This is a genomic window from Fusibacter sp. JL298sf-3 (assembly GCF_053842995.1).
Map to the genome: position 1 here is coordinate 1252086 of NZ_CM132608.1, position 20820 is coordinate 1272905.

Sequence of the window (20820 nt, forward strand, 5' to 3'; positions counted from 1 at the left end):
CACGTTGTATTTTATCTATGAAAGTTAAACTATTTATTGCCGCCCCTTTATAAACCGTTTGGATTTTTTGGTAATAATTGCAAGCTAACAGAGAGAGGGGGGGACTATGTCTAAAGACCAAAAAAATATGGCTTTAAGGCGATGAGAAAAGCTATATAACAAGCTCAGATAAGTCTAGGTTGGACAAGGCGTTAGGTGGATTAAGGGGTCAACGTCTCCCTCCGATACATCATGTTCCCTGAGAGCCCAGGAGTATGGGTTGATACAGGCGGTATCTTAAATGTAAAATAGTACATCACTGAACCAACGCCTCTTTTATCGAGCAGCACATCGTCTATAACCCACTTTTGCGCCAAGGCCCAACCAGCCGTAACAGCGCCACTAAAAAAGTTAAACATACGAACGCCTTTCACAGAACAGTACGCTGTCTCTTCGAAATACAATTAAAAATGTCCGATCGTTTGTATCTGTACACGGCAATGAGAACTGTCCCCTAGCTCTCAGCCCATCTGTCCGCGCAAAGGTCACAACGTCTTCTCGTAAATGCCGTGGTAATCGCTTCCAATAAGCATATTGTCGCGCAAAATCACACCTTTGTTAAAATGCCCTGTGGGAAAATCGAACCGCTTGTACAATTCGAGCGTTTGTTTATCCCAAAGAGAGATTCGCCCGTCAGCAACGACAAGCCACTCTTTATAAAGGCCAATGATTCTCGCCATCCCCGTAACGGCTTTATTGGCCACGCCGATACATTCAAATGTTTTAACGTCTACCGCTCTTATCGTCGTATCCTGCGACACCGTATACAGTATATCGTTTGAATGAACGACGCTGTAAACATTCTTTTTACAGAGTTTGATTTTACGCAGCGGTTCCATGCTTACAGCATCTGTTTCGACGAGGTCGCCAATGACGGTGCCCGTATAGAGACGCTCCCCTACCACACAGTGGTCCCATGAACTCGACACATCTATACAAACGGTTTCGTAAGTCAATGTTTCAAGATCCATAACAGCCATCTTGCCATTGCGTACGTTGACGTACGCCTTTCTTTCGTCAAATCTGACAACGCCTAAATCAGAGGATCTGTTTTCGCCAATCCGCATCGTTTTAACGGTTTCTAAAGTGAGTTTATCGAGGACGTACAAATCGCAATAGTCGGTAAGGAAGATATATTTGTCACAAATTGAAAAGCCACGTGCTTTCCCGTCTTTTTTGAAGACAACGTTTTGGCCCGTCAAACACCTACCATCCAAGTCGTACTTATAGAATGTGCGTTTGCAACGTATGTATAAAAAGCGCTCGTCTGCCGCCATATTTAAACCGTCGTTCTCCAGCTCAAGTATTTTCATAACTTTTCCTTTCTATGATTGTGTGGGGGGGGTTACAAGAAGTGACGCGCTGCGCTCTATTCATCTGGTTCAGATATATGCAGTGTCTTTAGCTTTAGGCTTCCTTACGATTGAGGCATATCCAGTCTATTAAAACTTCATTTGAATATTGTTTATTGGGAAACACGCTAAAGATAATACAATTTTCAATAGAAGTGTATTTATTAATGCAGACCGCCGGAACCCAAACGGCAATTGATGCAAAGACACCTTTCGTTTTTGTCTTCATGTGCCTCCCTTGTTACTTTCTACACCATCTATTGTAGCAGAACACGGGTGAAAATAGGTGCTAAAAAGCCTTTTTTAGTCGATGCTGTTTACCAGATCTTATATTTCTACAGAAACAAGCTTCTAAGTAGTGTCCCATTCACATAACCCTTGTCTATACAATCTAAAATCTGGAGCGCCTGGTACTAGGCGTTTTTATCTCAAAAGCCGTTCAGCATTCGCTAGCCTTCTCTGGAGGCTTTACTTCGTTTAAAAGATTAATCTAAGTGACGGCTGCAATGCTTGCGTCCTTTCATTTGTTCTGTTAACGGTACCCGCATGTATTAATCTTTACAACACAAAATACTTTTTGTTAATTTTATGTAAACTATGTCACTTTTTACACCTCTGGTGACATGTTATTAGTAAGAGGGCTTGGCACTAACTAAGCGTTCTTACCTAAATCTCGCTTGAAGTGTAAGATTTCAGCGCAATAACCATTTTATTTTGGAAGGAGGGACAACGCCAAAAACTGGCTACTAGATTTGTTTGAACTAAAACACTAAAAACTTTATTTTACAAGGAGGTATCGTCGTATGAAAAAAATATTAGGCATAGTTTTATCTTTAGCACTTGTTTTTACAACTTTAGGAACCTCATTTGCTGATACAAACAATAATATAATAAGACTAAGTAATGGAAATGAAATGACTGAAGTAGAACTAATAATTTTCTTTGACAATTACGCGGGCGAGATCACCAAAGTGTCTGGCAGTACTTTTCAAGAAGAGACAGATACAAACACGGGGCCCCAACAGGCCGCTGTTATAGCGATACCATTTTGGGCTGTTGGAAAATGGGTAATTCCGCTAATTGGAACAGTAATAATAACACCTGCTGCTATTTATATTGGTGAAACTGTAGTTGAGGCAGGAAGCAAGTTGTTTAACTCAATACTTTCTGCAATTGAAAATTTATTTCTTTCAGAGAGTGGCGAAAGGGTACAAGGGGTATTAAAAGATAAGCAACATGATAGGAAAACATCATCGGACTGATATTTATGTAGGATCCGGTGGCTATAGCGAAGCAGAAAGTGATTTTGAAGAATTGAATGAAGGCGATTCTACAACATATCCTAATGGGACGAAGGTTGGCCAGCTACCGGATGGAACCAGCATAAATGTCAGAAAGCAAAGTTCAGATAGTAGAGTCACTTTAGAAATTCAAGGAAAGTATAAAATAAAAATAAGGTATGAATGATATGAATAGACTTAATTATGAAAAGTGGGTACCGCAATCAAACTTCAAACTTGACACTGTGTATGACATTGAAAATGTCTATTTGGATAATGGGCTTATAATCACGTTAATACCAGATAATATTTTCAAATCACAAAGAGGCAATTTTAAACTAAAGCTGTATTGGGAGTCTTTTTTGAGCTTTAATATAACAGAAGAAAGCCATAAAGAGTCATTGTGGATTCACGATGCAAAAGAGTCATGGACATTTTATAAAGCCAAATCTTCAGCTTATATCAACTTTATAAAACAAGATAGCATCCTATTTCCAAAACAGGATGTAACACATTTTTTGTTAATAGGAACTAATCTTATTGCTGATATCATTTCATTAGAAGAACCTGTTATAGAGACTATGCAAATAGACCTATAATAGTATTTTTCAGTTTAAGTATATAAGACGCTTTTGAAAGCTTAGTGCAAATAAAAAATTTTCATTAGGGCAGAACCGGTTTTTCTGGTATCTGCCCTTTAGCGTTATAGCGGTTTTTTAATAAACGTTCTGAACAGTCCTGCTGTACTTTGTATTCGTTGGGGAACTGTGCTTGAGGACGGTCAAATTAGTCCAATTTAATTTTACCCTCTGCTGTTTCAGGCACGCCTACGTAACTTTTTTGACTCGGCAAGGTATAAGAAATAAATGCTCTTAACAGTTTACCAAATGGCGATAGACAGCAAAAAAAGCTTGAAACCTCTAATTGTAATAGGTTCAAGCATTTTGCATACTCTGAACAATAAAGCTAACGTTTAAAGACTAGATTTTTCTGGCCTTAATTACAAAAGTCACCGGAAGCAGTTTTGCTTTATTTGCAAACTGGCTATTTCTTGATTTTACGAGTTCATCTTCTGCTTCTTCAACCAGTTCTTCAATAAAGAATCCCGATTTTGCAAGGGCATTAATGTATGTGGACATTTTTCTATCAGTTAGTGAAAACAGATTGCCTTCAATGGGAACCGAGTACCAAGATTCATCAAAATAATTTTTCTTGAAAATGAATTCTTCACCTTCCGCTGCAACGCATTTATGAATGGGATGGGACCAACTAAAGATAAAATGACCTCCTGTTTTCAAATATGACGCAACTTGATAAAAAGTTTTTTCTAAATCTGTCGACCATCCAATTCCAAATACCGAATAAACATAATCAAAATAGTTATTGGGTAGCCCACATTCCGATTCCATTGGTGAACAGATCAATTTTGCTGTTAGATTATTGTCCAGTAAATGTTGACTAGCCTTCTCTATTTGATCACTTGAGAGATCTAGTCCCCATAATTCTGATGCACCACGCTCGCCTAAATAGCGTAGTGAATGACCTGTACCACAGCCAATTTCAAGCACCCTTTTATTTTCAACTTCTTTGAAAAAATTGCAATGGTACTCTGTAATAAAGGCACCATAATTGGGCAGTGCTGTGCCTCCAACCAGTTCAGTACCCACCTTGTCCCAAAAAACTTGATTGGTTTGATGAATCTCATCGACACTCATCTCTTTATAAATTGCATATTCAGAATCTCTAGAACCCATTATGTTCTTTCTGCGTTTTTGACTATTCTCCATCAACTCATTCTCCTTTAAAACCAATTTAAAGGCAAAAGGCTGAAAAGGTTTAAGCTGAACGCTATCGTTTCGTGCCATTGTTGGTGTTACACCATATAGTTGTTTAAAGGCTCTTGAAAAAGCCGCATGAGATTCATAACCATAGTGCTGTGCTATGTCTATGATTTTTTCTCCGTTTTTTATAGCTTCAATGGATGCTGTTATACGCCTTTTACGAACATATTCCGATAATGACATTTGTGCTAGGAAAGAAAACATTCGTCTAAACTCCCAGTCTGAACAGTTGATTATTCTTGCCAATGATGCATAATTGATGTCTTCTGTAAGATTGTTTTCAATATAATCCATGGCTTGATTCATTCGCTTTTGCCAATCCAACGCCTCACCTCCAACTCAATTTTAGCATTTGAACAATGAAGTTACTGTGCAGTTCGTGTAGTCTGTTGCATAGTTTAAAATTTAAGCGCAGAAGAGGCTATTTGGGGGTAGATATCTGATATCGACTCGAATGCTAAAAACGCTCTTTCCACCGCTTCACTAGAGTCGAGCATCTTTTTGAAATCAGTTTGAATATGTAACTCGCCTAGTTCGGGATCGAAGTCAATAGCCTTAACGTAAATCGGATTCTTAAGTCCTCGTGCACTATCTCGTTAAGATTCAATTAGAAATTTCAGATAGTCTGTATCCGTGCAAGGCAAACTTTCGACGACAATGCGGGATAGTGTCGAGAGATTTTAACGCCGCAATGATGCAGAGTAGATGAGCCGTTTTTTAATGATGAACGCTACAGGACACTAGAAACAAAACACGCTCTTAAACACCACTCGGAACACCTCACCAACTTTTAAACAAAGGAGGGCATCAATTTTCTCAGTCAAATTATTTTCAATAGACACCATCGCTTGATTCATCTGCCTTCCCCTCTTACACGTCACACCCGCAGCAGCTCCCTGTAACTCTACAGCCAATCGAGCCCCCCTTTGATATAAGGAAGATTGAGTCTTTGTCTCTTGTACAGCATCTATCTAAAAGAAATACCGATACGTAATAAAGCGATATCTTCTGCAACACCACTTTCAGAAAGCCCAGTAAAATCAATACCATGTACACCACAAATGTTAGGACACCCACCCAAGAAAAAAAGTGTAGCTTCTTCATCAAACTGTTTTTTTCCTCTGTGCTGTACTCGGCCAATTTGTATACCATTTCTTCTGTTTCTTCATTCATTTTTTTACTTTTCCGATAAAACGGTAATTTATCTCGATTTCCTGTATTCTTTCATTACTTTATTGTAGTAGATTGGCGGTGCAAAATACATTTTACTTCCACCACGTTTTTCAACACTTTGTTGATCTATAATGGTTTGAAATTTTTGACAACCCTCTATTTTTCAGCCTACAATTTACTACATCGGTTTCAAATTTTTACTAAGTCTATCTACCATCCAATCAATTCTCTTTTTTCTACCTTGAGCAGTCTTGGCATCGAAATAGGCTTTCGCATAGGTTTTCTTAACTGATGGAGACATTAACTGAAAATTTTTATAAGCAAGTTCATATTCTTTTAGAACATTAGATACTTCTAAAATATGCGCTTCTGTTATTTCAAGAGCTTTTGACGCAGTCCATTGACCATTATTTTTAGCTTCTTTTATTTTATTTCTACCATATTCAGTCATAAGTCCTCTTTCTTCAAGACTTTCTGTTAAAGCTTTATTCTTTTCCGACCACTTGCTTTTTGGTCTACGCATAGAAAAATATTTTTTATAAGCTTTATCATCAATCCTTTGCATTTGTCCATCAATCCATCCAAAACATAATGCTTCTTCAAGTGCTTCATTTGCCCTAATTGTTTTTGGCTTTCCTGACTTTCTAAATAAAATCCAAATACCTTCCTCTGATAAGCAATTATCAGATAACCATTTTCTAAACTCTTCTCTATTAGCAAATTCTAAAATATCTCTCATTGCATATCCTCCTGTGTTCGATAAATTTTGATTTTTCGCTAAACCTGAAAGAACATGATGGCCCCAGAGCCATCTCAACGGATCTACTGTTTGATGACAATTATCAGAGCTATCTTAAACTAGATTCTATAAGCCCTTCTCAGCTCTATAGACGACCGTCAGCTCTCGATACATCTGTGCTTCAAAACATCTTCACGCATCTGGTGTCAAACTACATCTCGGCCTTCGCTATTATGGTGAAAACGCACTTTATCCAAGTAAAACCACTGTCACCGGCGCAAAAGAACATGATGTGAGTGAAATGTTCAGTGTGACAGATTTTACACCAGGCGTCATCAACGTTTATGATAAAGGCTATGTGGATTACAATCGCCTAGATCAAATCCACGAAGCTGGTGGTTGTGAACACTTTTTCAAATGGCTTAAACAGCATTCTAAAGTCAAGCATTTCTTTGCGACAGATGAAGTAGGCGCGGTAAAACAAATTTACCTTTCGCTCATTCTCTACTGTCTGCTCGCTCTGTTTAAGCAAAACATGAGAACAGATGCGACACTAAACAAGATTCGAGTTGCTATAAGAGCAAGTCTTTACAGCACTTTCGAAGGTTTCAAACGAAAGATTATGAGGCTCAATCCTTTTTAGATTAATCTATCCATATGTGGCGCCCATCACTGTGCAACGCTAGTGATTTGGCATATAATAGTCCTCTTTTCTAAGAGAATTATACCCTATATAAAACGATATGTTAATTGATTTTAATCATTCTAGTTAACTATCTGTCATACCATTTTGCTTGTTCAGTATATAATCGAGAATATACGCCTTCTTCACCAATGAGTTCGTTATGTCTCCCATCCTGAACGATTTTACCATCACTAAAAACTACAATCCTATCAGCGAGTGATGCTACACTAATTCTATGAGTTACAAAAATAACTGTCTTATCCTCTGCTAATGAAATAAACTTGTTAAAAATGTCAGTTTCCGCTAATGGGTCAAGATTGCTCGTAGGTTCATCTAAAATGATAAAGTCCTTATTACGATATGCTGCCCGTGCAATTGATAATTTCTGCCATTGCCCTCCAGATAAGTCTGTACCACCAACATCTTTACCTAGCATAGTATCATTCTCGATTTCACTTAATCCCGAAAAAGATAAGGCTTTATCGATATCCGCTTCATCTCGAGATTTTGTTGTCTCTCCAAGAAAAACATTGTCCCCAACGCTAAAAGTTACATACTGCATTGTTTCTTGCATTACTGTACTTATGTTGTTGTACCAAGCAATTGGATTAATCTCCTCAACAGATAAATCATTTATCTTAAGCTCACCACTTGATGGTGAAAGTATGCCTGTAATCAATTTAACAAATGTAGTTTTTCCCATTCCGTTTTCACCAACAAAAGCAACCTTTTCCCCTTTTTGAATGGATATACTAATATCATCGAGTACATATTTTTCAGTCAGTGGATAGCGATATCTAAGTTGTTTCGCATCGATTGCATTAAACGCCTCCAATGTTTCGCCTTCGTTCTTTTGCTCTGGTAATGTCATTAGATCAAAGAACTGTGCAGCTTCGTTTTTCTTCATATAAACTGTTGCAAATCCTACAATTAAAAGTCTCGTATCTTTTACCAAGGTTGATACTAATAATAGGACAGCACCTAAAGCTCCTAATGATAATTTACCTGTTGTCAATAAAACAATTGCAAATACACTACCACTAATGGTTGCAAGGCTGATTAGAAGTGAATTTAATATCTGTAAGAACGCTCGCTTACGAATCATAATCTGCTCTTTGACAGTATACTCATCAGCTGCATTCTTCCATTTTTCATAGAAAAAATCATGTAGTCCCAATACTTTTAACTCTTTTCCCGCTGGTGACAACATCACATTCTGGAAGTATTCCGCTTTCCTCTCCAGTTTCATATTATTTTTTATAAACTTGAAGTTTAATTTCTGTCCTATAGTCAGAGACCACACAGTAGGAATGGGAGCTACTAAAACTGCTAAACAAAGCCAGGGATTAAATATATAGAGTGATGCTGCAATCGCAATCACAGAAATAGCTTTAGCAATTACGATATAGCCATTCATCATAACCTGTGTATTTAGTCCTCTCCATTGATCACTTACAAATTTATACACCTGTTCCATGTTATCGTTTATCTTTGGCACCTCATAATACTCAGGTGAAATTGATGCATATTTCTCAAACATTTTTGAACGCATCAACTCAGATTGGTGATTTGCTTGAACAATGTTTAGCATCTCAATTCTATTATATACACCTACATAACGATCAATCAATTCAGCTATAAAGCTAATAGAAAAGTAAGATAGTAGTAGCAAAACAGCTGTAATCAAATAATTTGAATCACTAAGTAGTGTTGCTGTTTGAATATACTCACCCCAAATAAAAGCCAATAAAGGTCGAAGTAATGATAACAAAATAAACAAGCCTAAATACACAATGCTAATAAGTTTAGTAGTAGAAAAAGTAACAGCAAACAACTTAAATAAATGTTTAAACTTAGGTTTCTGTTCCTTTAAAACATGATTTTCAACTTCTGTTGTTTTATCATTGAACATATTCAAGCACCTCCTCATTTTGTACATACCATTGCTTCTGAGAACTGAACATATCGGCATATAACCCACCCGACGCCATAAGTTCATCATGTGAACCACTCTGAGCTATCTTACCTTTAGCAATAACAAATATCTTATCAGTAATTACAGTAGAGCCAAGTCTATGTGTGACAAAAATTGAAGTTTTATTCTCCGAGATCTCTGCAAATTCGGAATAAATACGACTTTCTGCCATTGGATCCAGCTGATTTGTTGGTTCATCAAGTATTAGAATAGGCTTATCCCCCATAAATGCTCTAGCAATTGCAATACGCTGCCATTGCCCTCCCGATAAGTCGACACCACCTTCAAAATCACGCCCCAATAGAGTATCGATTCCATTTATATAAGCTTCAATGTAACTATCAACACCAGCTTTTTGCATAGCAGAACTTATAGCCGCTCTATCATCTATTTTATCAATATCACCTATTCCAATATTTTCACCAATAGTCATACTATATCTCATAAAATCCTGGAAAATGGGACCAAACATCTTTCTTTGAACGCTTCTTGAATAACTACCGAGTGGTTTACCTCCAATAAGAATCTCACCACTATCCGGTTGAAACAATCCAAGTAATAGCTTTATCATTGTGGTTTTTCCTTCACCATTCTCACCAACAATCGACACCTTAGCACCGTCTTCTATCTTCATGCTAAGTCCATTCAATACTTTTCGGTCTGTTCCAGGATAGGTAAAATGAACATTGTTAAACTCGATTGAAAACTCAGTTGGAATCTCATCGTCTTCCCCATACTCACTTTCAGATAATTGGAAATATTTATCATAGAACTCGAAGACCACTACTTTTCTTCCACTAACAAGGAAGATATTCATTATTCCTTTCAATGAGTCAAAAAATCCTGTAAACATGATTAAAGTTAAGGAAACAAGTACACCTATACTCAACTCCCCATTTAAATAAAGTATTAGCAATAATAACGCATTTACAATTTGAGAAATGCTTATAATAATTTTTCCTGCTAGCTTTCGACGCATATGCTTAAAAAAGTATTTCTCATATTCACGGTTACGTTTTGATAATCTATTACGATATGTATTAACTAAAAAACCAGAAGCTTGAATCAAGGTGTTTTCAATAATAAACTTACGTGACTTGAGCATATTTCCCAAAACCCCATATTGTCGGTCTTTATCCCAAAAGCTTGCCATTTCCTTGTAAATATCTTTAGAATATTTCAAAGATATATATGCATCAATCATGACTGGTATAAGTATCGTTAATATCAACCACCATTTTACTGATCCAACAATATATAAAGTACCTACTGAAGCTATCATTGAAGTGATAAACCCTCTTAAGTATATTCGTGCCATGTCACTTGCAACTTCTTCAGCACCATCATCCCGTCTATAAACAGAATCTATTATTTTTAATGACTCCTCATTCTCCAAATGCTCATATCTAAGTTTGCTTAGTTTTTTTAACATCTCTCCCTTGAGTGCTGTACGTAAAATAAGCTCAACTCTCGGTCTAATATATGCAGCATTAAAAAGATCCCCTATAATTGCTGGCAATATTGTTATTACAATAAATAATGCTAAATATGGAATATATGCAGAAAAACCGATACTGCCAGATGCTACTTCTAAGCCAAGATTAAGGATTTTACTGTTGACCCAAACAGAAACTGGCATTATTGCTCCAGTTATAATAGCTGACAAAAAAATAACTATAACCAAAAATGGACTCTTGGAAAATAGAATTATCAGTAGCTCTTTATACGCTCTAAAAATACGTTTCATAAAATGATTTAACTCCCTTATAATTACTGTAATCATAACTATTCTTTGATAAAAATCCGATAGATTTTCATCCCCTCCGGTCAACACTTCATCAGACAGATTTCTTTATATGTAAAATTTATAAGCATTTGGAGGCGAATGGCCTAATGATGAGTGCAGCCTTTTATTGTTATACCAGTTTACATAATCAAACAGTTTCAGATACTGATATTAGTTCGTTTTAGCCATTATACGTCCGATTCGGCGTCTAGATAAGATAATACCTTCCTTATCTAATTCTTCTTTATATACGTCTGATCCCGTAACACTTTCGATTTACATGCCCCCCCTTATTACATCATCGGTGTAAGGATCTATAGTCGGCTCTGATTCGACTTTATTCAATTCAAAGTAATAACTGCTTCGAGAAATTTTTAGGACGGTACACATTGTGATATCGAGTATTTGTCACTGTTTGCACTTATGACTTTTACTTTCGTCCTACTATCAGCGCTGCTTGCTTTAAAATATCAACTTCCATTTCAAGCTGTTTATTTCGCTTTCTCAATTCAATGAGTTCTTTTTCAGAATCTGCTAAATTATCAACAGTTTAAATGAGCCTGTATTTTGATGTTGTTTAATCCAATTATCTAGAGTAGAAGCATAGAGACCATACTCTTCTCGGATCTCAGATTTACTTCAACCAGCAAGATAAAGCTGAACAACTTGTTCTTTAAATTAATCGGTAAAATTACGACGTTTACTCTATCCGCCTACGTGACTTTTTTGACTCGGCAAGGTATAAGAAATAAATGGTCTTAACAGTTTACCAAATGGCGATAGACAGCAAAAAAGCTTGAAACCTCTAATTGTAATAGGTTTAAGCATTTTGCATACTCTGAACAATAAAGCTAACGTTTGCAGATTAAGGCAGCGCTGAATGTTCTGACAGGCTTGAAGAATCGCGGTGTAAAGGATATACTGATTGCGTCGGTCGACGGTCTTTCCGGCTTTGTCGAAGCGATTCACGCGGCATTTCCTAAGACCGAGGTGCAGCGCTGTATTATTCACCAGATTCGTGCCTCCACGCGCTATGTCAGTTACAAGGATGTCAAGGCGTTCTCAGCTGATTTGAAGCCGATTTACAAGGCGACGGCCGAGGAGTCCGCCCTTATGGCGCTTGATGATCTTGAGGCAAAATGGTGCTCGAAATACGCCATTAGCGTGAAGTCGTGGCGCGTCAACTGGCTGGAGCTTTCGACCATATTTAATATCCCCTGGGGCTTCGAACGCTGATTTATACGACCAAAGCCATCGAAAATTTCAACCATTAGTTGCGCAAGGTGTCCAAGACTAAGAGCGCCTTCTTTTCCGATGGCGCACTAATGAAGATTCTCTATTTGGCCACTATGAACATCACTGAGAAGTGGACGATGCCCATTCGTAATTGGGGCACGATTTTAGACCACTTGATGATTTACTTCGGCGACAGAGTTGAGATTGCAATCTAACTTTGCATTGGACTGGCTTTGGAATTTACACGAAATTTTACGCACTACCCATTTAGATTTGATAATTCACTCAACTATATCTACAAAACATCATCAAATATTACTGGTACTAAAGATTTGAACTCATTAAGTAGCGGTATTGCAATTTCCCTCATTTGAGGATGAGCTTTAACTGAAGTTCTCAACTTAAAGAAGTGTCTCCATTCCCTCAAATTCATAGTTACAACTATTTCAGTTTTTAAACTATTAGGCAATATACTTCGAGCTTCTTCAGGTTTTGCACCCAAAGCTATTAACTGATTATACGTATCTTCTATATTTTGCATTGCATTAAGCCAAAGTTGATATTTCTCACTATTATCTTCCCAATAAAATGGTTTAATAAAAGTCAACTCATTTCCAAACTTATCTTTTGAATAATTACAATATCTTGTACTTTCTTGACTATAACTTGCAATTCTGTGACGAACAATCTCATGGCTTACTCCCCTATCACAAATAATTTTTACTGAGATTTTTTCGTGCTCAATTACTGATTCATGACCACTCAGCAGTATCATAGAAATAAATTTGGATGAAGAGTCTTTATTAATTTTATCTTCGCTTTTATAGCAAATTCTTCCTATTAACTCGATTTTTTTCAATAGATTTTCACCATCAATTTTATCTAAAATTTCATAACTTGGAGAAATTATGTTCATATAATGCACCTCACTTTTGGGGTTTATTTAACGCAATACAGCGTTCTTTTCTTTCACATTCTGATTTACTTACAACTTCAATTTTAAATGTTGAATTCAAAACATATGTTTTTTTTACTAACTCATCGGATGATGGTATGAAATTTTTGTTAATATATTTTGGTTCTCTATATAGTACAGAGTAAACTGAATCAACATTCTCATAATCAAACTTATAATCTTCCATTATTTCTCTAATGGTTCTCCATTGGGAAATAACATCTGTTACAAAAATCACATTTGAATTTTCTGATAATTCTGTTGTTGCATCATGAGCATCGCTTATCTCAGACTTTACCTTTGGTAAAACGTATGTGAAATTTACATCAAGCAAAAGAGCTAACTTAGATGCTAATAGAGCTCCTTCAACATCTATTCCAATTAATACGGTCTCTTTAGATGGATTTCTTACTTCATTAATATGTTTATATAGCTCATAAATAATAGAGTCTGAATATGTTACAGTCTCAAGCAAATCCCTTGTATCAATCCAATCACGCGAGCAAATTGAATCATTAATAATAAAATGTCCTTGATGAAATGCATTTTTCTCTTCAATCCATTGTTCAATACTTTCAGACAGCTTCCCTATTACTTCCGGTACAGTCAATTTTTTTTCATCCACAGAGCTGATAGGTACATTACTTTCAGTATTTTCTGGTGGATTATCATTATTCAAACTAGAAGTGTTTGCTAGTATCAAATTTTTTTTATTCATAATTTCATCGATAATTTTACGAATATCATCGTCTTGTGTACCAATCTCTATTTTTCTAGGTACTATAAAAGTTCGAGGATTCTCAAATCCATCTTTAGAGGAATATTCATCAACGATGCTATTGAAACCATCCATCTCGTTACATACTTTTATATAAACTTCTGAGATATCGCTCTTTACATTTAAGGCATCACCTGCTATTAACTGTGATTTTACATACCTGTCAGATATGTTTAATTTAATAGTTACACAAAATTCTCCCTTGAAACCAGAAAAGTATTTAAGCTTTTTCCAATGATGATATGACTCTCTCTCAGATGCATTCCCTTTTTCAAGTTGCTTATATTGATGCTCGTGCCCTAAGCGATTGGAGGTAACATCAAGTTCATCTGACAATCTTAAAATTGATGCCAACAGCTTTGTTCTTACTTCTTCATGACCGCCTTCATCGTAATCGTTCAAAAGATCTAACTTATTTTCACCACTATGTGCGCTCACAATTTTACAAAGAATTTGTACGTCATTTTCAGTTAAATGTCCTTGAGTTTTTAAAACAGCATCTTTATCGTACTCCGCTTGAATATAATCACTAGATTCATTAGAATGATTTTCCCTAGTAAAGTCTATTTTTTCAGCCATTGATACATCATGAAACAACACGGCAACAGATAATAAAAATAGTTCGGACTTATTTAACTTTTCAACATTAACAACGTAATTGCCCAATACTCTATAAATATTATAACAATGCTTATCAAAATTATGAAGAGTATAGCCGGTACGTTTTATTAAATTTCCATTATTTAATTTTACACCATATTCCTGAACCAATCTATCAAATTTAGATTTATCTTGAGTATCTAACTTTTTATAAAAATTAAGATTTTTGTATTTCGTAGATGTAGTTTCCCCCATTTAACCCTCCAACTCTTTTTTAGTACCTGCCACTTTGTAATTTATTCCACACTCATCAACCCTTGCTATAAATCTTACTTTGGAAAGAATTGACTCTTTGTACACAGCATCAGATAAATCTAAGTATGAAGCAACGACGACGCCGCCAACTATCTCAGAGTTATTATTTGCAAGTAACACATTTAGAGTTTTTAGTTCTGTTCCTAAACAAATAAAATCACCAACATATAAATATTTTTTCTTAGCTCTTATTTTTTTCATCATATTTTTTTCAGTAATAGCAAACTTGGGTCCAATAGAAATGTAGTGAATAACCTTTCTATTAAGCAAATAACCAATTAATGTCGCAAAAATTGAACCCGTTTTACTCGAACTTATTATTCCGTCGAAACTATTCCCATACTCATTTGTAATTTTCGTCATTTCATACAATATAATCTTTAAGTTTTCTGAATGCATAAACATCTTTTTAAAGTCCACGTAATGATTGCTCCAAACACTCGAAGAATTTAAATATTCGCTTCCTGGAATCGCATATGTAGCTATTATTTTTTTAAAATTGTCACCATAAACAGTTTTAAATTTCTCTTTAAAATCTACACCAAAGTTATTATTTTTTCCAAATGTAATCATATCATTTCTCACTTCTAGACCAAAACTATTTAAGTCTTCAAAGATTTTTTGCTTTACAATAGAATTTTTATCTACATTAATAAAAACAATTTTTTCCACAGCTGTTAATATTGAAAATTTCGAAAATGCTCTGCTATCTGCATTAGTAACATACTCTAAATCAATTCCAATGAATTCATATTTATTTATTACATCTTCAATACGATTGATTAATTCAATTACATCAGAATCTCTTAAATATACACTAGTAGAAAATCTACAAGTTAAAGAATCTCTCTTAAAAGAATTGAATAAAACATTGCTTGCAATTGGATATAGGATAACTTCATTATTTATATGACAAATCATCTTCGTCCACCATCCTCTAAATATTTGATTTCAGCTTTTTGCAATGGAATTTCATACTCTATGTGTACACCTGCATACTTTTTATCTCTTCTAATATTAAAATCAAAGTTTTTATCAGACATCAATTGATTAACGTTTAGGTCACTATTATTGAAGTATTTTAATAATCTATTTGTAAAAACAACTTGAGAATCCATAGAATGAATACGTACAACCCCCCCCTTTTCAATAGTCATTTTTATTGTGCTATATAACCCATATATTTTACTACTTTTACGAGAAAATACACCTTGAATAATCGCTTCAACCTCATCTGTAATAGGAAAATCTTTTATTTTATAACCGATTCTACCTGACCCAATTCCTTTTGTAACTGTACTCAAAAATCCCACGCCTGAATCTGAAATTGAAATTTTAACTTTTTCCTCCTTAAAGTTATACTGAAATGTTAAGAAGGAAAAACTCTCTCCATGAGATTTTGCATTTTCAATTATTTCATGGCATAAATCTACCATCAAATTGTCGTTTTTGCCCAAATTATACTTATTATCGTATAAGTGAAGATATTTGCTGGCAAAACCTTCCATTTCCCTATTGATCTTATACCAGGTATCTTCCTGCAACTCATTTTGCGAAAAATATATCGTTGAATTTAAAACATCCATATTCCTTTCGCTCAAGCCACAGTCGATAGAATAATCAAACTCATATATCTGTAATTTTTTTGAAAGTAAAATAAACCCGATATTATGAAGATAGCTTTTTATTTTTCCAGATTCTATAATATCTTCAATATAAAAAATAGGCTTTTCACCAGTGTATTCTTTTATTATATAACCCACTAATAGTAAATTCGGAATAACAAGCCCATCTATTTTTTTACAGTTTGTTAAATTAAAAACCAGTCTTTTACCAATATGATTTGATTTAAAAAAAATATGTAAATCCGGCAAAACTTCATTATAAAACTTGTATGAAGTTAGTGAGTTTCTAATTTCTATTTCATAATAAACCATGAGCATGTCTCCTTTAAAAATTTTAGATAAAAAATCTTTACTAGCGTTGCTTGTTCATTAGAAAAAAGCCAAGAAAGCTAAATAACATTAAATTTGACTTCATGTTAACTCTCTTGACTTTCATATTGGTGGAGATGGCGGGAATCGAACCCGCGTCCAAAAACAAATCACTTATGCTTTCTCCGAGCGCAGCTGCTGATTAACATTCGCCACAAAGCGCATGCAGCAGCGCATATGCCCTATGACTATTTCTATCGTACGCGCATCATCCATTAGAAAAGCATAGATGGACGCGGCCCCAGCAGGAGTTGGTCAGCTAAAGGCGGCTGAGACAAGGCCTATAGGTGACAGCTGCATTACGCAGCTAATGCAAAATTATTGTTTTTTGCGTTTATATTTAGTAATCCAGTTCTTTAACGTGTACCCCAGATTAGAAAACACGGCTCGCTTACATAAGGTCATCATCCCTGTCGAAACCAGTACATCCCCTTGTTAACGTTGATTGTACGCCTTAATGGCCTTATCGATTTTACGCTTGGCGTCTTTCTTGGCTATGGTCTGGCGCTTGTCGTAGAGTTTCTTACCCTTGGCGACGGCGATTTGTACCTTAACCAGTCCTCTAGCATTGACATAGACTTTTAGGGGCACCAGCGTGTACCCTTCCCGCGTCGTCATGACGATGAGTTTGTGAATTTCCCGCCTGTGCAAGAGCAACTTTCGCACTCTAAGCGGATCTTGATTGTAGCGGTTGCCGAAATCGTAAGGTGTTACATTCATACCGAGTACAAACACTTCACCGTCTTTAATTTCTGCATACGCCTCTTTAATGCTCACCTTGCCGTTTCGGATGGCCTTCACTTCCGTCCCGAAGAGCTCTATGCCAGCTTCGTACGTTTCTTCAATGAAGTAATCGTGTCTGGCTTTTTTGTTTTGTGCGCATAATTTAGATTCTGCCATACAGCGACCTCCTTATGACTCTATTAGCTATTTTATCATAAAAAAGCATGTATTTCAACGCTTGACATGGAAATGTCACGCAGTCGTCATACATGCTGTTTCTCTACCCGATAAACTTTTTAAGGGCGTGTACGAGGCCGTCGTCGTCATTGGAGACCGTTACAAAATCTGCAACGCGCTTCAACGCTTCAGTTCCATTGGCCATGGCCACGCCGATGCCTGCATAAGTGACCATCTCGGTGTCGTTTTCGTTATCTCCAAAAGAAATCACATCGGCTACTGGGATATCGTAATACTTTTGAATCGCTTGAATCCCCAGCGCCTTTGATACACCTTTTGCCATCACATCAAACGATGTCTCCAAAGACTTACACGTCTGTATGCCGTCCAGTGCATTAATAGCCGTCATTACAGCTTCAAAACGCTCTGGGTCATCACTGTACACCCCCACCTTGTAAACTGCACGGTCGTCGAGTCCTTCGAGGATATCCGGCATAAAGCAAACGTCAAAGTGGTACGCCTTTGGTAGCGCACGCATCTGGTCGTAAAATTTCTTTGCGAGGTGCATAACTTTTTCTGCGTAAATCGCTTCTATGCCGTAAAAATGAAAGTACGCGTCATGCGCTCGGCAAATGGCTGTAATATCGCGTACCGTCTGTTTGTCCATCTCAACCGCTTGAATCACTTCACCGGTTTTGAGATGCTTGACCACTGCGCCGTTGCAAGAGATTAAAAAGCCGTCGTAGTCCAACATTTGCGTCACCAACCGCCCTGCGCCATGCATTCTCCCAGTGGCAATGGCAAAGACGTGCCCGCGGTCGATGTAATCGAAAATGGCCGTTGCCGTCGCTTCAGAGATTTTCTTATCGCTTCGGAGAAGTGTGCCGTCTATATCTGATACAATGAGTTTTTTCGTCATGTTCTGCTCCCTTTATACGATGTCGAAGTCAACTTGTCTGAGTTCAGGGCTCGCGCCGGTCACCACAACTTCAACACTGTCGCCTAATGCATAGACTTTCTTAGTGCGCTCACCCACCAGTTGCATTCGCGACTCATCAAAATGGTAGTAATCGTCGTCGAGATTTTCCATGCGCACAAGGCCCTCGATGGTGTTTTCAAGCTCCACAAACATGCCAAATGACGTCACTGACGACACAACCCCTTTGAAGGTTTCGCCGACAAACTGCATCATGTACTCGGCCATTTTCATGTCGTTGACTTCTCGCTCTGCCAGTTCGGCATTGCGTTCCCGTTCAGAACTCTGAATCGACACCTCAGAAGTAATCTTTTTAAGGCGTTCTACGCGGTTCGCCGACAACTCACCGCGTAGAAACTCTCGTATTATGCGGTGAATCTGTAAATCCGGGTAGCGCCGAATTGGAGATGTAAAGTGACAGTAGTACTTCGCAGAAAGACCAAAGTGTCCTTCGTTGTAAGGGGTATATTTTGCTTGTTTTAACGAACGCAGTGCCATTTTGCTGATAACGTGTTCCTCTTTTTTACCGGTGACCTCTTCAATCAGTTGCTGAATCGCCTTCGGATGAATATCGTCAGCTTGCCCTTTAACTTTGTAGCCAAAATGGTACAAGAACTTGTTGAGCGTCTCAATTTTTTCAGGCTTGGGATCCTCGTGAATCCTGTAAACAAACGGCAACTCCAGCCAGAAGAACTGCTCGGCAACAGTTTCATTCGCCGCAAGCATAAACGATTCAATGAGACGGTGTCCGGTTCGGCGCTCGGCTTTCCCTACCCAAATCGGTTTACCTTCACCGTCGAGCTTGATGCGCGTTTCGGCAAAATCAAAATCAATGGCCCCACGACGCACGCGCTTTTCGTGCAATATCTTCGCCAGTTCCGCCATCATCAAAATATCGTCGTAAATTTCTTTGTAGCGCGATATCAAAGCATCGTCGGCGACGCCCTCAATCATATCGGACACATCGTCATAATTCATGCGTTCTACAGTGCGGATAAGGCCTTCTGAAATTCTGTGGTTGATCACATCGCCCCTCTTGTCGATTTCCATAACACAAGACAGCGTCAAGCGGTTTACCTGTGGGTTTAAACTACAGATGCCGTTGGACAGGCGCTCGGGCAACATAGGAATCACGCGGTTGAGCAAATAAACACTGGTCGCGCGTTTCAACGCTTCCTTATCCAGTTTGGAATGTTCTTTTACGTAATAGCTGACGTCTGCAATATGGACGCCGAGCTCATAGTTGCCGTTATCCAGTTTCTGAATGTGCACGGCATCGTCGAGGTCTTTTGCATCTTTGCCGTCTATTGTAAAGACGCGCAGTCCCCTGAAATCGTCTCGCATTTTCAGTTCATCTTCCGATACTTCCAGCGGTATTTTATCGGCTTCTTCAAGCGTCCGGTGATTAAAAGCCTCCGGTAAACCGTAAGAACGAATCACCGACAAGATATCCACCCCCGGCGCACCGGATTGCCCCAGCACCTCTATGACCTTGCCTTCGGGATTCCGTCGCTCTTCTGCGTACTTGATAATCTGTACCACGACTTTATCGCCCTCTCTAGCGCCTAAAGTGTTGTTTTTAGAAACGAATACATCGTTTTTGAGTTTGTTGTCATCGGGAATGACGAAGCCGAAGCTCTTTCCTTCCTGATACGTCCCCACCACCGTGCTGTGCGCGCGTTCAACGACTTTAATAACTTCGCCTTCACTCTTCGGCCCTTTCTTGGTGAGCTTTACCATGACTTTATCGCCGTTCATGGCGCCTTTTAGTGCACCTGCGGGAATAAATACATCGCGCATATCGACATTTTCAACGAGGACAAAGCCAAAGCCCCTTTGGGCGATTTGAAGCTTGCCTACATAAATTTCAAAAAACTCCGGTAGAGCGTATTTGCCTTTTTTCGTCTTTATCACGCGACCTTCGGCTTCAAGGTCTTCAAGTGTCGCAATAAAGGTAGAGCGATCGATGGGTTCAACGTCAAGTGCTTCCATTAACGCCATCTCTATATATGGTTTCGTATTGTTTTCTTTCAAAAAAGACAGTATCTGTTCTTTGTCCATTGCGACCTCCATTCTTATACTGATATTCCTATCTCTATTATACCACACTTGCACAGGCCTCACGCTTTTATTTCCATGCAAAAAGACCCGGCGAAAACCGGGTCTTTTATGATAAAGTGAATGATTATTTTACGC

Annotated in this window: 20 protein-coding genes, 1 other RNA gene and 2 pseudogenes; 5 read left to right on the forward strand and 18 right to left on the reverse strand. The window is 37.5% G+C overall.

The features are described from left to right. Positions 1-200: 200 nt before the first annotated feature. From ACR6HW_RS06205 to ACR6HW_RS06215, 3 genes are all read right to left on the reverse strand, one after another. Complete coding sequence (locus ACR6HW_RS06205) at positions 201-398, reverse strand: hypothetical protein (protein WP_455730281.1); 198 nt, start codon at positions 396-398, stop codon at positions 201-203. Between the two features lie 126 nt (positions 399-524). Beyond that, positions 525-1352, reverse strand: coding sequence for a WD40 repeat domain-containing protein (locus tag ACR6HW_RS06210; protein ID WP_455730282.1), 828 nt, complete (start codon positions 1350-1352; stop codon positions 525-527). Positions 1353-1446: 94 nt separating this feature from the next. Next, positions 1447-1620 carry a hypothetical protein gene (locus tag ACR6HW_RS06215; protein WP_455730283.1) on the reverse strand — a complete coding sequence of 58 codons (174 nt, stop codon included), beginning with the start codon at positions 1618-1620 and terminating at the stop codon, positions 1447-1449. A 574-nt stretch (positions 1621-2194) separates the two neighbouring features. Between ACR6HW_RS06215 and ACR6HW_RS06220 the strand changes: the two genes are divergently transcribed. From ACR6HW_RS06220 to ACR6HW_RS06230, 3 genes are read left to right on the forward strand one after another with little or no spacing between them, the layout of a single operon-like run. Continuing rightward, positions 2195-2653, forward strand: coding sequence for a hypothetical protein (locus ACR6HW_RS06220; protein WP_455730284.1), 459 nt, complete (start codon positions 2195-2197; stop codon positions 2651-2653). Beyond that, entirely contained in the window at positions 2628-2858 is a 231-nt protein-coding gene (locus ACR6HW_RS06225; protein ID WP_455730285.1) for a hypothetical protein, read from the forward strand. The genes ACR6HW_RS06220 and ACR6HW_RS06225 overlap by 26 nt, the downstream gene beginning before the upstream one ends. A 1-nt stretch (position 2859) precedes the next feature. Beyond that, entirely contained in the window at positions 2860-3270 is a 411-nt protein-coding gene (locus ACR6HW_RS06230) for a hypothetical protein (protein WP_455730286.1), read from the forward strand. Positions 3271-3651: 381 nt separating this feature from the next. Here ACR6HW_RS06230 and ACR6HW_RS06235 read toward each other — a convergent pair whose 3' ends face one another. From ACR6HW_RS06235 to ACR6HW_RS06245, 3 genes are all read right to left on the reverse strand, one after another. Continuing rightward, a complete protein-coding gene (locus tag ACR6HW_RS06235; protein ID WP_455730287.1) occupies positions 3652-4836 on the reverse strand; it encodes a methyltransferase domain-containing protein in 1185 nt (394 codons plus the stop codon). Positions 4837-5382: 546 nt separating this feature from the next. Next, positions 5383-5685 carry a hypothetical protein gene (locus ACR6HW_RS06240; protein ID WP_455730288.1) on the reverse strand — a complete coding sequence of 101 codons (303 nt, stop codon included), beginning with the start codon at positions 5683-5685 and terminating at the stop codon, positions 5383-5385. A gap of 178 nt (positions 5686-5863) precedes the next feature. Beyond that, the gene (locus ACR6HW_RS06245) at positions 5864-6424 is read right to left on the reverse strand and encodes a YdeI/OmpD-associated family protein (RefSeq protein WP_455730289.1); all 561 of its coding nucleotides are present in this window, start codon (positions 6422-6424) and stop codon (positions 5864-5866) included. A 310-nt stretch (positions 6425-6734) separates the two neighbouring features. Here ACR6HW_RS06245 and ACR6HW_RS06250 point away from each other — a divergent pair, with 310 nt between their 5' ends. Further along, positions 6735-7067 carry a hypothetical protein gene (locus ACR6HW_RS06250; RefSeq protein ID WP_455730290.1) on the forward strand — a complete coding sequence of 111 codons (333 nt, stop codon included), beginning with the start codon at positions 6735-6737 and terminating at the stop codon, positions 7065-7067. Between the two features lie 130 nt (positions 7068-7197). Here the strand turns inward: ACR6HW_RS06250 and ACR6HW_RS06255 are convergent, their stop codons facing one another. The 4 genes and pseudogenes from ACR6HW_RS06255 to ACR6HW_RS06270 all read right to left on the reverse strand — a co-directional run. Beyond that, positions 7198-9021, reverse strand: coding sequence for an ABC transporter ATP-binding protein (locus tag ACR6HW_RS06255; RefSeq protein WP_455730291.1), 1824 nt, complete (start codon positions 9019-9021; stop codon positions 7198-7200). Then, complete coding sequence (locus ACR6HW_RS06260) at positions 9011-10867, reverse strand: ABC transporter ATP-binding protein (protein ID WP_455730292.1); 1857 nt, start codon at positions 10865-10867, stop codon at positions 9011-9013. The genes ACR6HW_RS06255 and ACR6HW_RS06260 overlap by 11 nt, the downstream gene beginning before the upstream one ends. A gap of 69 nt (positions 10868-10936) precedes the next feature. After that, positions 10937-11032 (reverse strand): IS3 family transposase, encoded by a 96-nt coding sequence (locus ACR6HW_RS06265; RefSeq protein ID WP_455730867.1) that lies wholly within the window; start codon positions 11030-11032, stop codon positions 10937-10939. A gap of 183 nt (positions 11033-11215) precedes the next feature. Further along, positions 11216-11548, reverse strand: a pseudogene (locus ACR6HW_RS06270) (helix-turn-helix domain-containing protein); the annotation flags it as partial. Between the two features lie 198 nt (positions 11549-11746). Here ACR6HW_RS06270 and ACR6HW_RS06275 point away from each other — a divergent pair. Continuing rightward, a pseudogene (locus ACR6HW_RS06275) lies at positions 11747-12321 on the forward strand (IS256 family transposase); the annotation flags it as partial. Positions 12322-12401: 80 nt separating this feature from the next. On the opposite strand, the gene thyX reads toward ACR6HW_RS06275, so the two are convergent. From thyX to rnr, 8 genes are all read right to left on the reverse strand, one after another. Continuing rightward, the gene (thyX, locus tag ACR6HW_RS06280) at positions 12402-13022 is read right to left on the reverse strand and encodes an FAD-dependent thymidylate synthase (protein WP_455730293.1); all 621 of its coding nucleotides are present in this window, start codon (positions 13020-13022) and stop codon (positions 12402-12404) included. Between the two features lie 10 nt (positions 13023-13032). Next, positions 13033-14694: an HD domain-containing protein gene (locus tag ACR6HW_RS06285; protein ID WP_455730294.1), complete on the reverse strand. Its 1662-nt coding sequence runs from the start codon at positions 14692-14694 to the stop codon at positions 13033-13035. Next, positions 14695-15675, reverse strand: coding sequence for a hypothetical protein (locus tag ACR6HW_RS06290; protein ID WP_455730295.1), 981 nt, complete (start codon positions 15673-15675; stop codon positions 14695-14697). Beyond that, on the reverse strand, positions 15672-16691 hold the full coding sequence (locus ACR6HW_RS06295) for a hypothetical protein (protein WP_455730296.1): 1020 nt from the start codon (positions 16689-16691) through the stop codon (positions 15672-15674). Before ACR6HW_RS06295 ends, ACR6HW_RS06290 begins: the two co-directional genes overlap by 4 nt. Positions 16692-16817: 126 nt before the next feature. Next, positions 16818-17180: a transfer-messenger RNA gene (gene ssrA, locus ACR6HW_RS06300) on the reverse strand. A gap of 3 nt (positions 17181-17183) precedes the next feature. Beyond that, on the reverse strand, positions 17184-17648 hold the full coding sequence (smpB, locus tag ACR6HW_RS06305) for an SsrA-binding protein SmpB (RefSeq protein ID WP_455730297.1): 465 nt from the start codon (positions 17646-17648) through the stop codon (positions 17184-17186). A 103-nt stretch (positions 17649-17751) separates the two neighbouring features. Continuing rightward, positions 17752-18567 (reverse strand): HAD family hydrolase, encoded by an 816-nt coding sequence (locus ACR6HW_RS06310; RefSeq protein ID WP_455730298.1) that lies wholly within the window; start codon positions 18565-18567, stop codon positions 17752-17754. 12 nt (positions 18568-18579) lie between these two features. Further along, a complete protein-coding gene (rnr, locus tag ACR6HW_RS06315; RefSeq protein WP_455730299.1) occupies positions 18580-20685 on the reverse strand; it encodes a ribonuclease R in 2106 nt (701 codons plus the stop codon). Between the last annotated feature and the right edge of the window lie 135 nt (positions 20686-20820).

Bases quoted from the DNA above. Each gene is read 5' to 3' on its own strand.
- ACR6HW_RS06205 (WP_455730281.1), bottom strand. From the start codon at position 398: ATGTTTAACTTTTTTAGTGGCGCTGTTACGGCTGGTTGGGCCTTGGCG.
- ACR6HW_RS06210 (WP_455730282.1), bottom strand. From the start codon at position 1,352: ATGAAAATACTTGAGCTGGAGAACGACGGTTTAAATATGGCGGCAGAC.
- ACR6HW_RS06215 (WP_455730283.1), bottom strand. From the start codon at position 1,620: ATGAAGACAAAAACGAAAGGTGTCTTTGCATCAATTGCCGTTTGGGTT.
- ACR6HW_RS06220 (WP_455730284.1), top strand. From the start codon at position 2,195: ATGAAAAAAATATTAGGCATAGTTTTATCTTTAGCACTTGTTTTTACA.
- ACR6HW_RS06225 (WP_455730285.1), top strand. From the start codon at position 2,628: ATGATAGGAAAACATCATCGGACTGATATTTATGTAGGATCCGGTGGC.
- ACR6HW_RS06230 (WP_455730286.1), top strand. From the start codon at position 2,860: ATGAATAGACTTAATTATGAAAAGTGGGTACCGCAATCAAACTTCAAA.
- ACR6HW_RS06240 (WP_455730288.1), bottom strand. From the start codon at position 5,685: ATGAATGAAGAAACAGAAGAAATGGTATACAAATTGGCCGAGTACAGC.
- ACR6HW_RS06245 (WP_455730289.1), bottom strand. From the start codon at position 6,424: ATGAGAGATATTTTAGAATTTGCTAATAGAGAAGAGTTTAGAAAATGG.
- ACR6HW_RS06255 (WP_455730291.1), bottom strand. From the start codon at position 9,021: ATGTTCAATGATAAAACAACAGAAGTTGAAAATCATGTTTTAAAGGAA.
- ACR6HW_RS06260 (WP_455730292.1), bottom strand. From the start codon at position 10,867: ATGATTACAGTAATTATAAGGGAGTTAAATCATTTTATGAAACGTATT.
- thyX (WP_455730293.1), bottom strand. From the start codon at position 13,022: ATGAACATAATTTCTCCAAGTTATGAAATTTTAGATAAAATTGATGGT.
- ACR6HW_RS06285 (WP_455730294.1), bottom strand. From the start codon at position 14,694: ATGGGGGAAACTACATCTACGAAATACAAAAATCTTAATTTTTATAAA.
- ACR6HW_RS06290 (WP_455730295.1), bottom strand. From the start codon at position 15,675: ATGATTTGTCATATAAATAATGAAGTTATCCTATATCCAATTGCAAGC.
- ACR6HW_RS06295 (WP_455730296.1), bottom strand. From the start codon at position 16,691: ATGGTTTATTATGAAATAGAAATTAGAAACTCACTAACTTCATACAAG.
- smpB (WP_455730297.1), bottom strand. From the start codon at position 17,648: ATGGCAGAATCTAAATTATGCGCACAAAACAAAAAAGCCAGACACGAT.
- ACR6HW_RS06310 (WP_455730298.1), bottom strand. From the start codon at position 18,567: ATGACGAAAAAACTCATTGTATCAGATATAGACGGCACACTTCTCCGA.
- rnr (WP_455730299.1), bottom strand. From the start codon at position 20,685: ATGGACAAAGAACAGATACTGTCTTTTTTGAAAGAAAACAATACGAAA.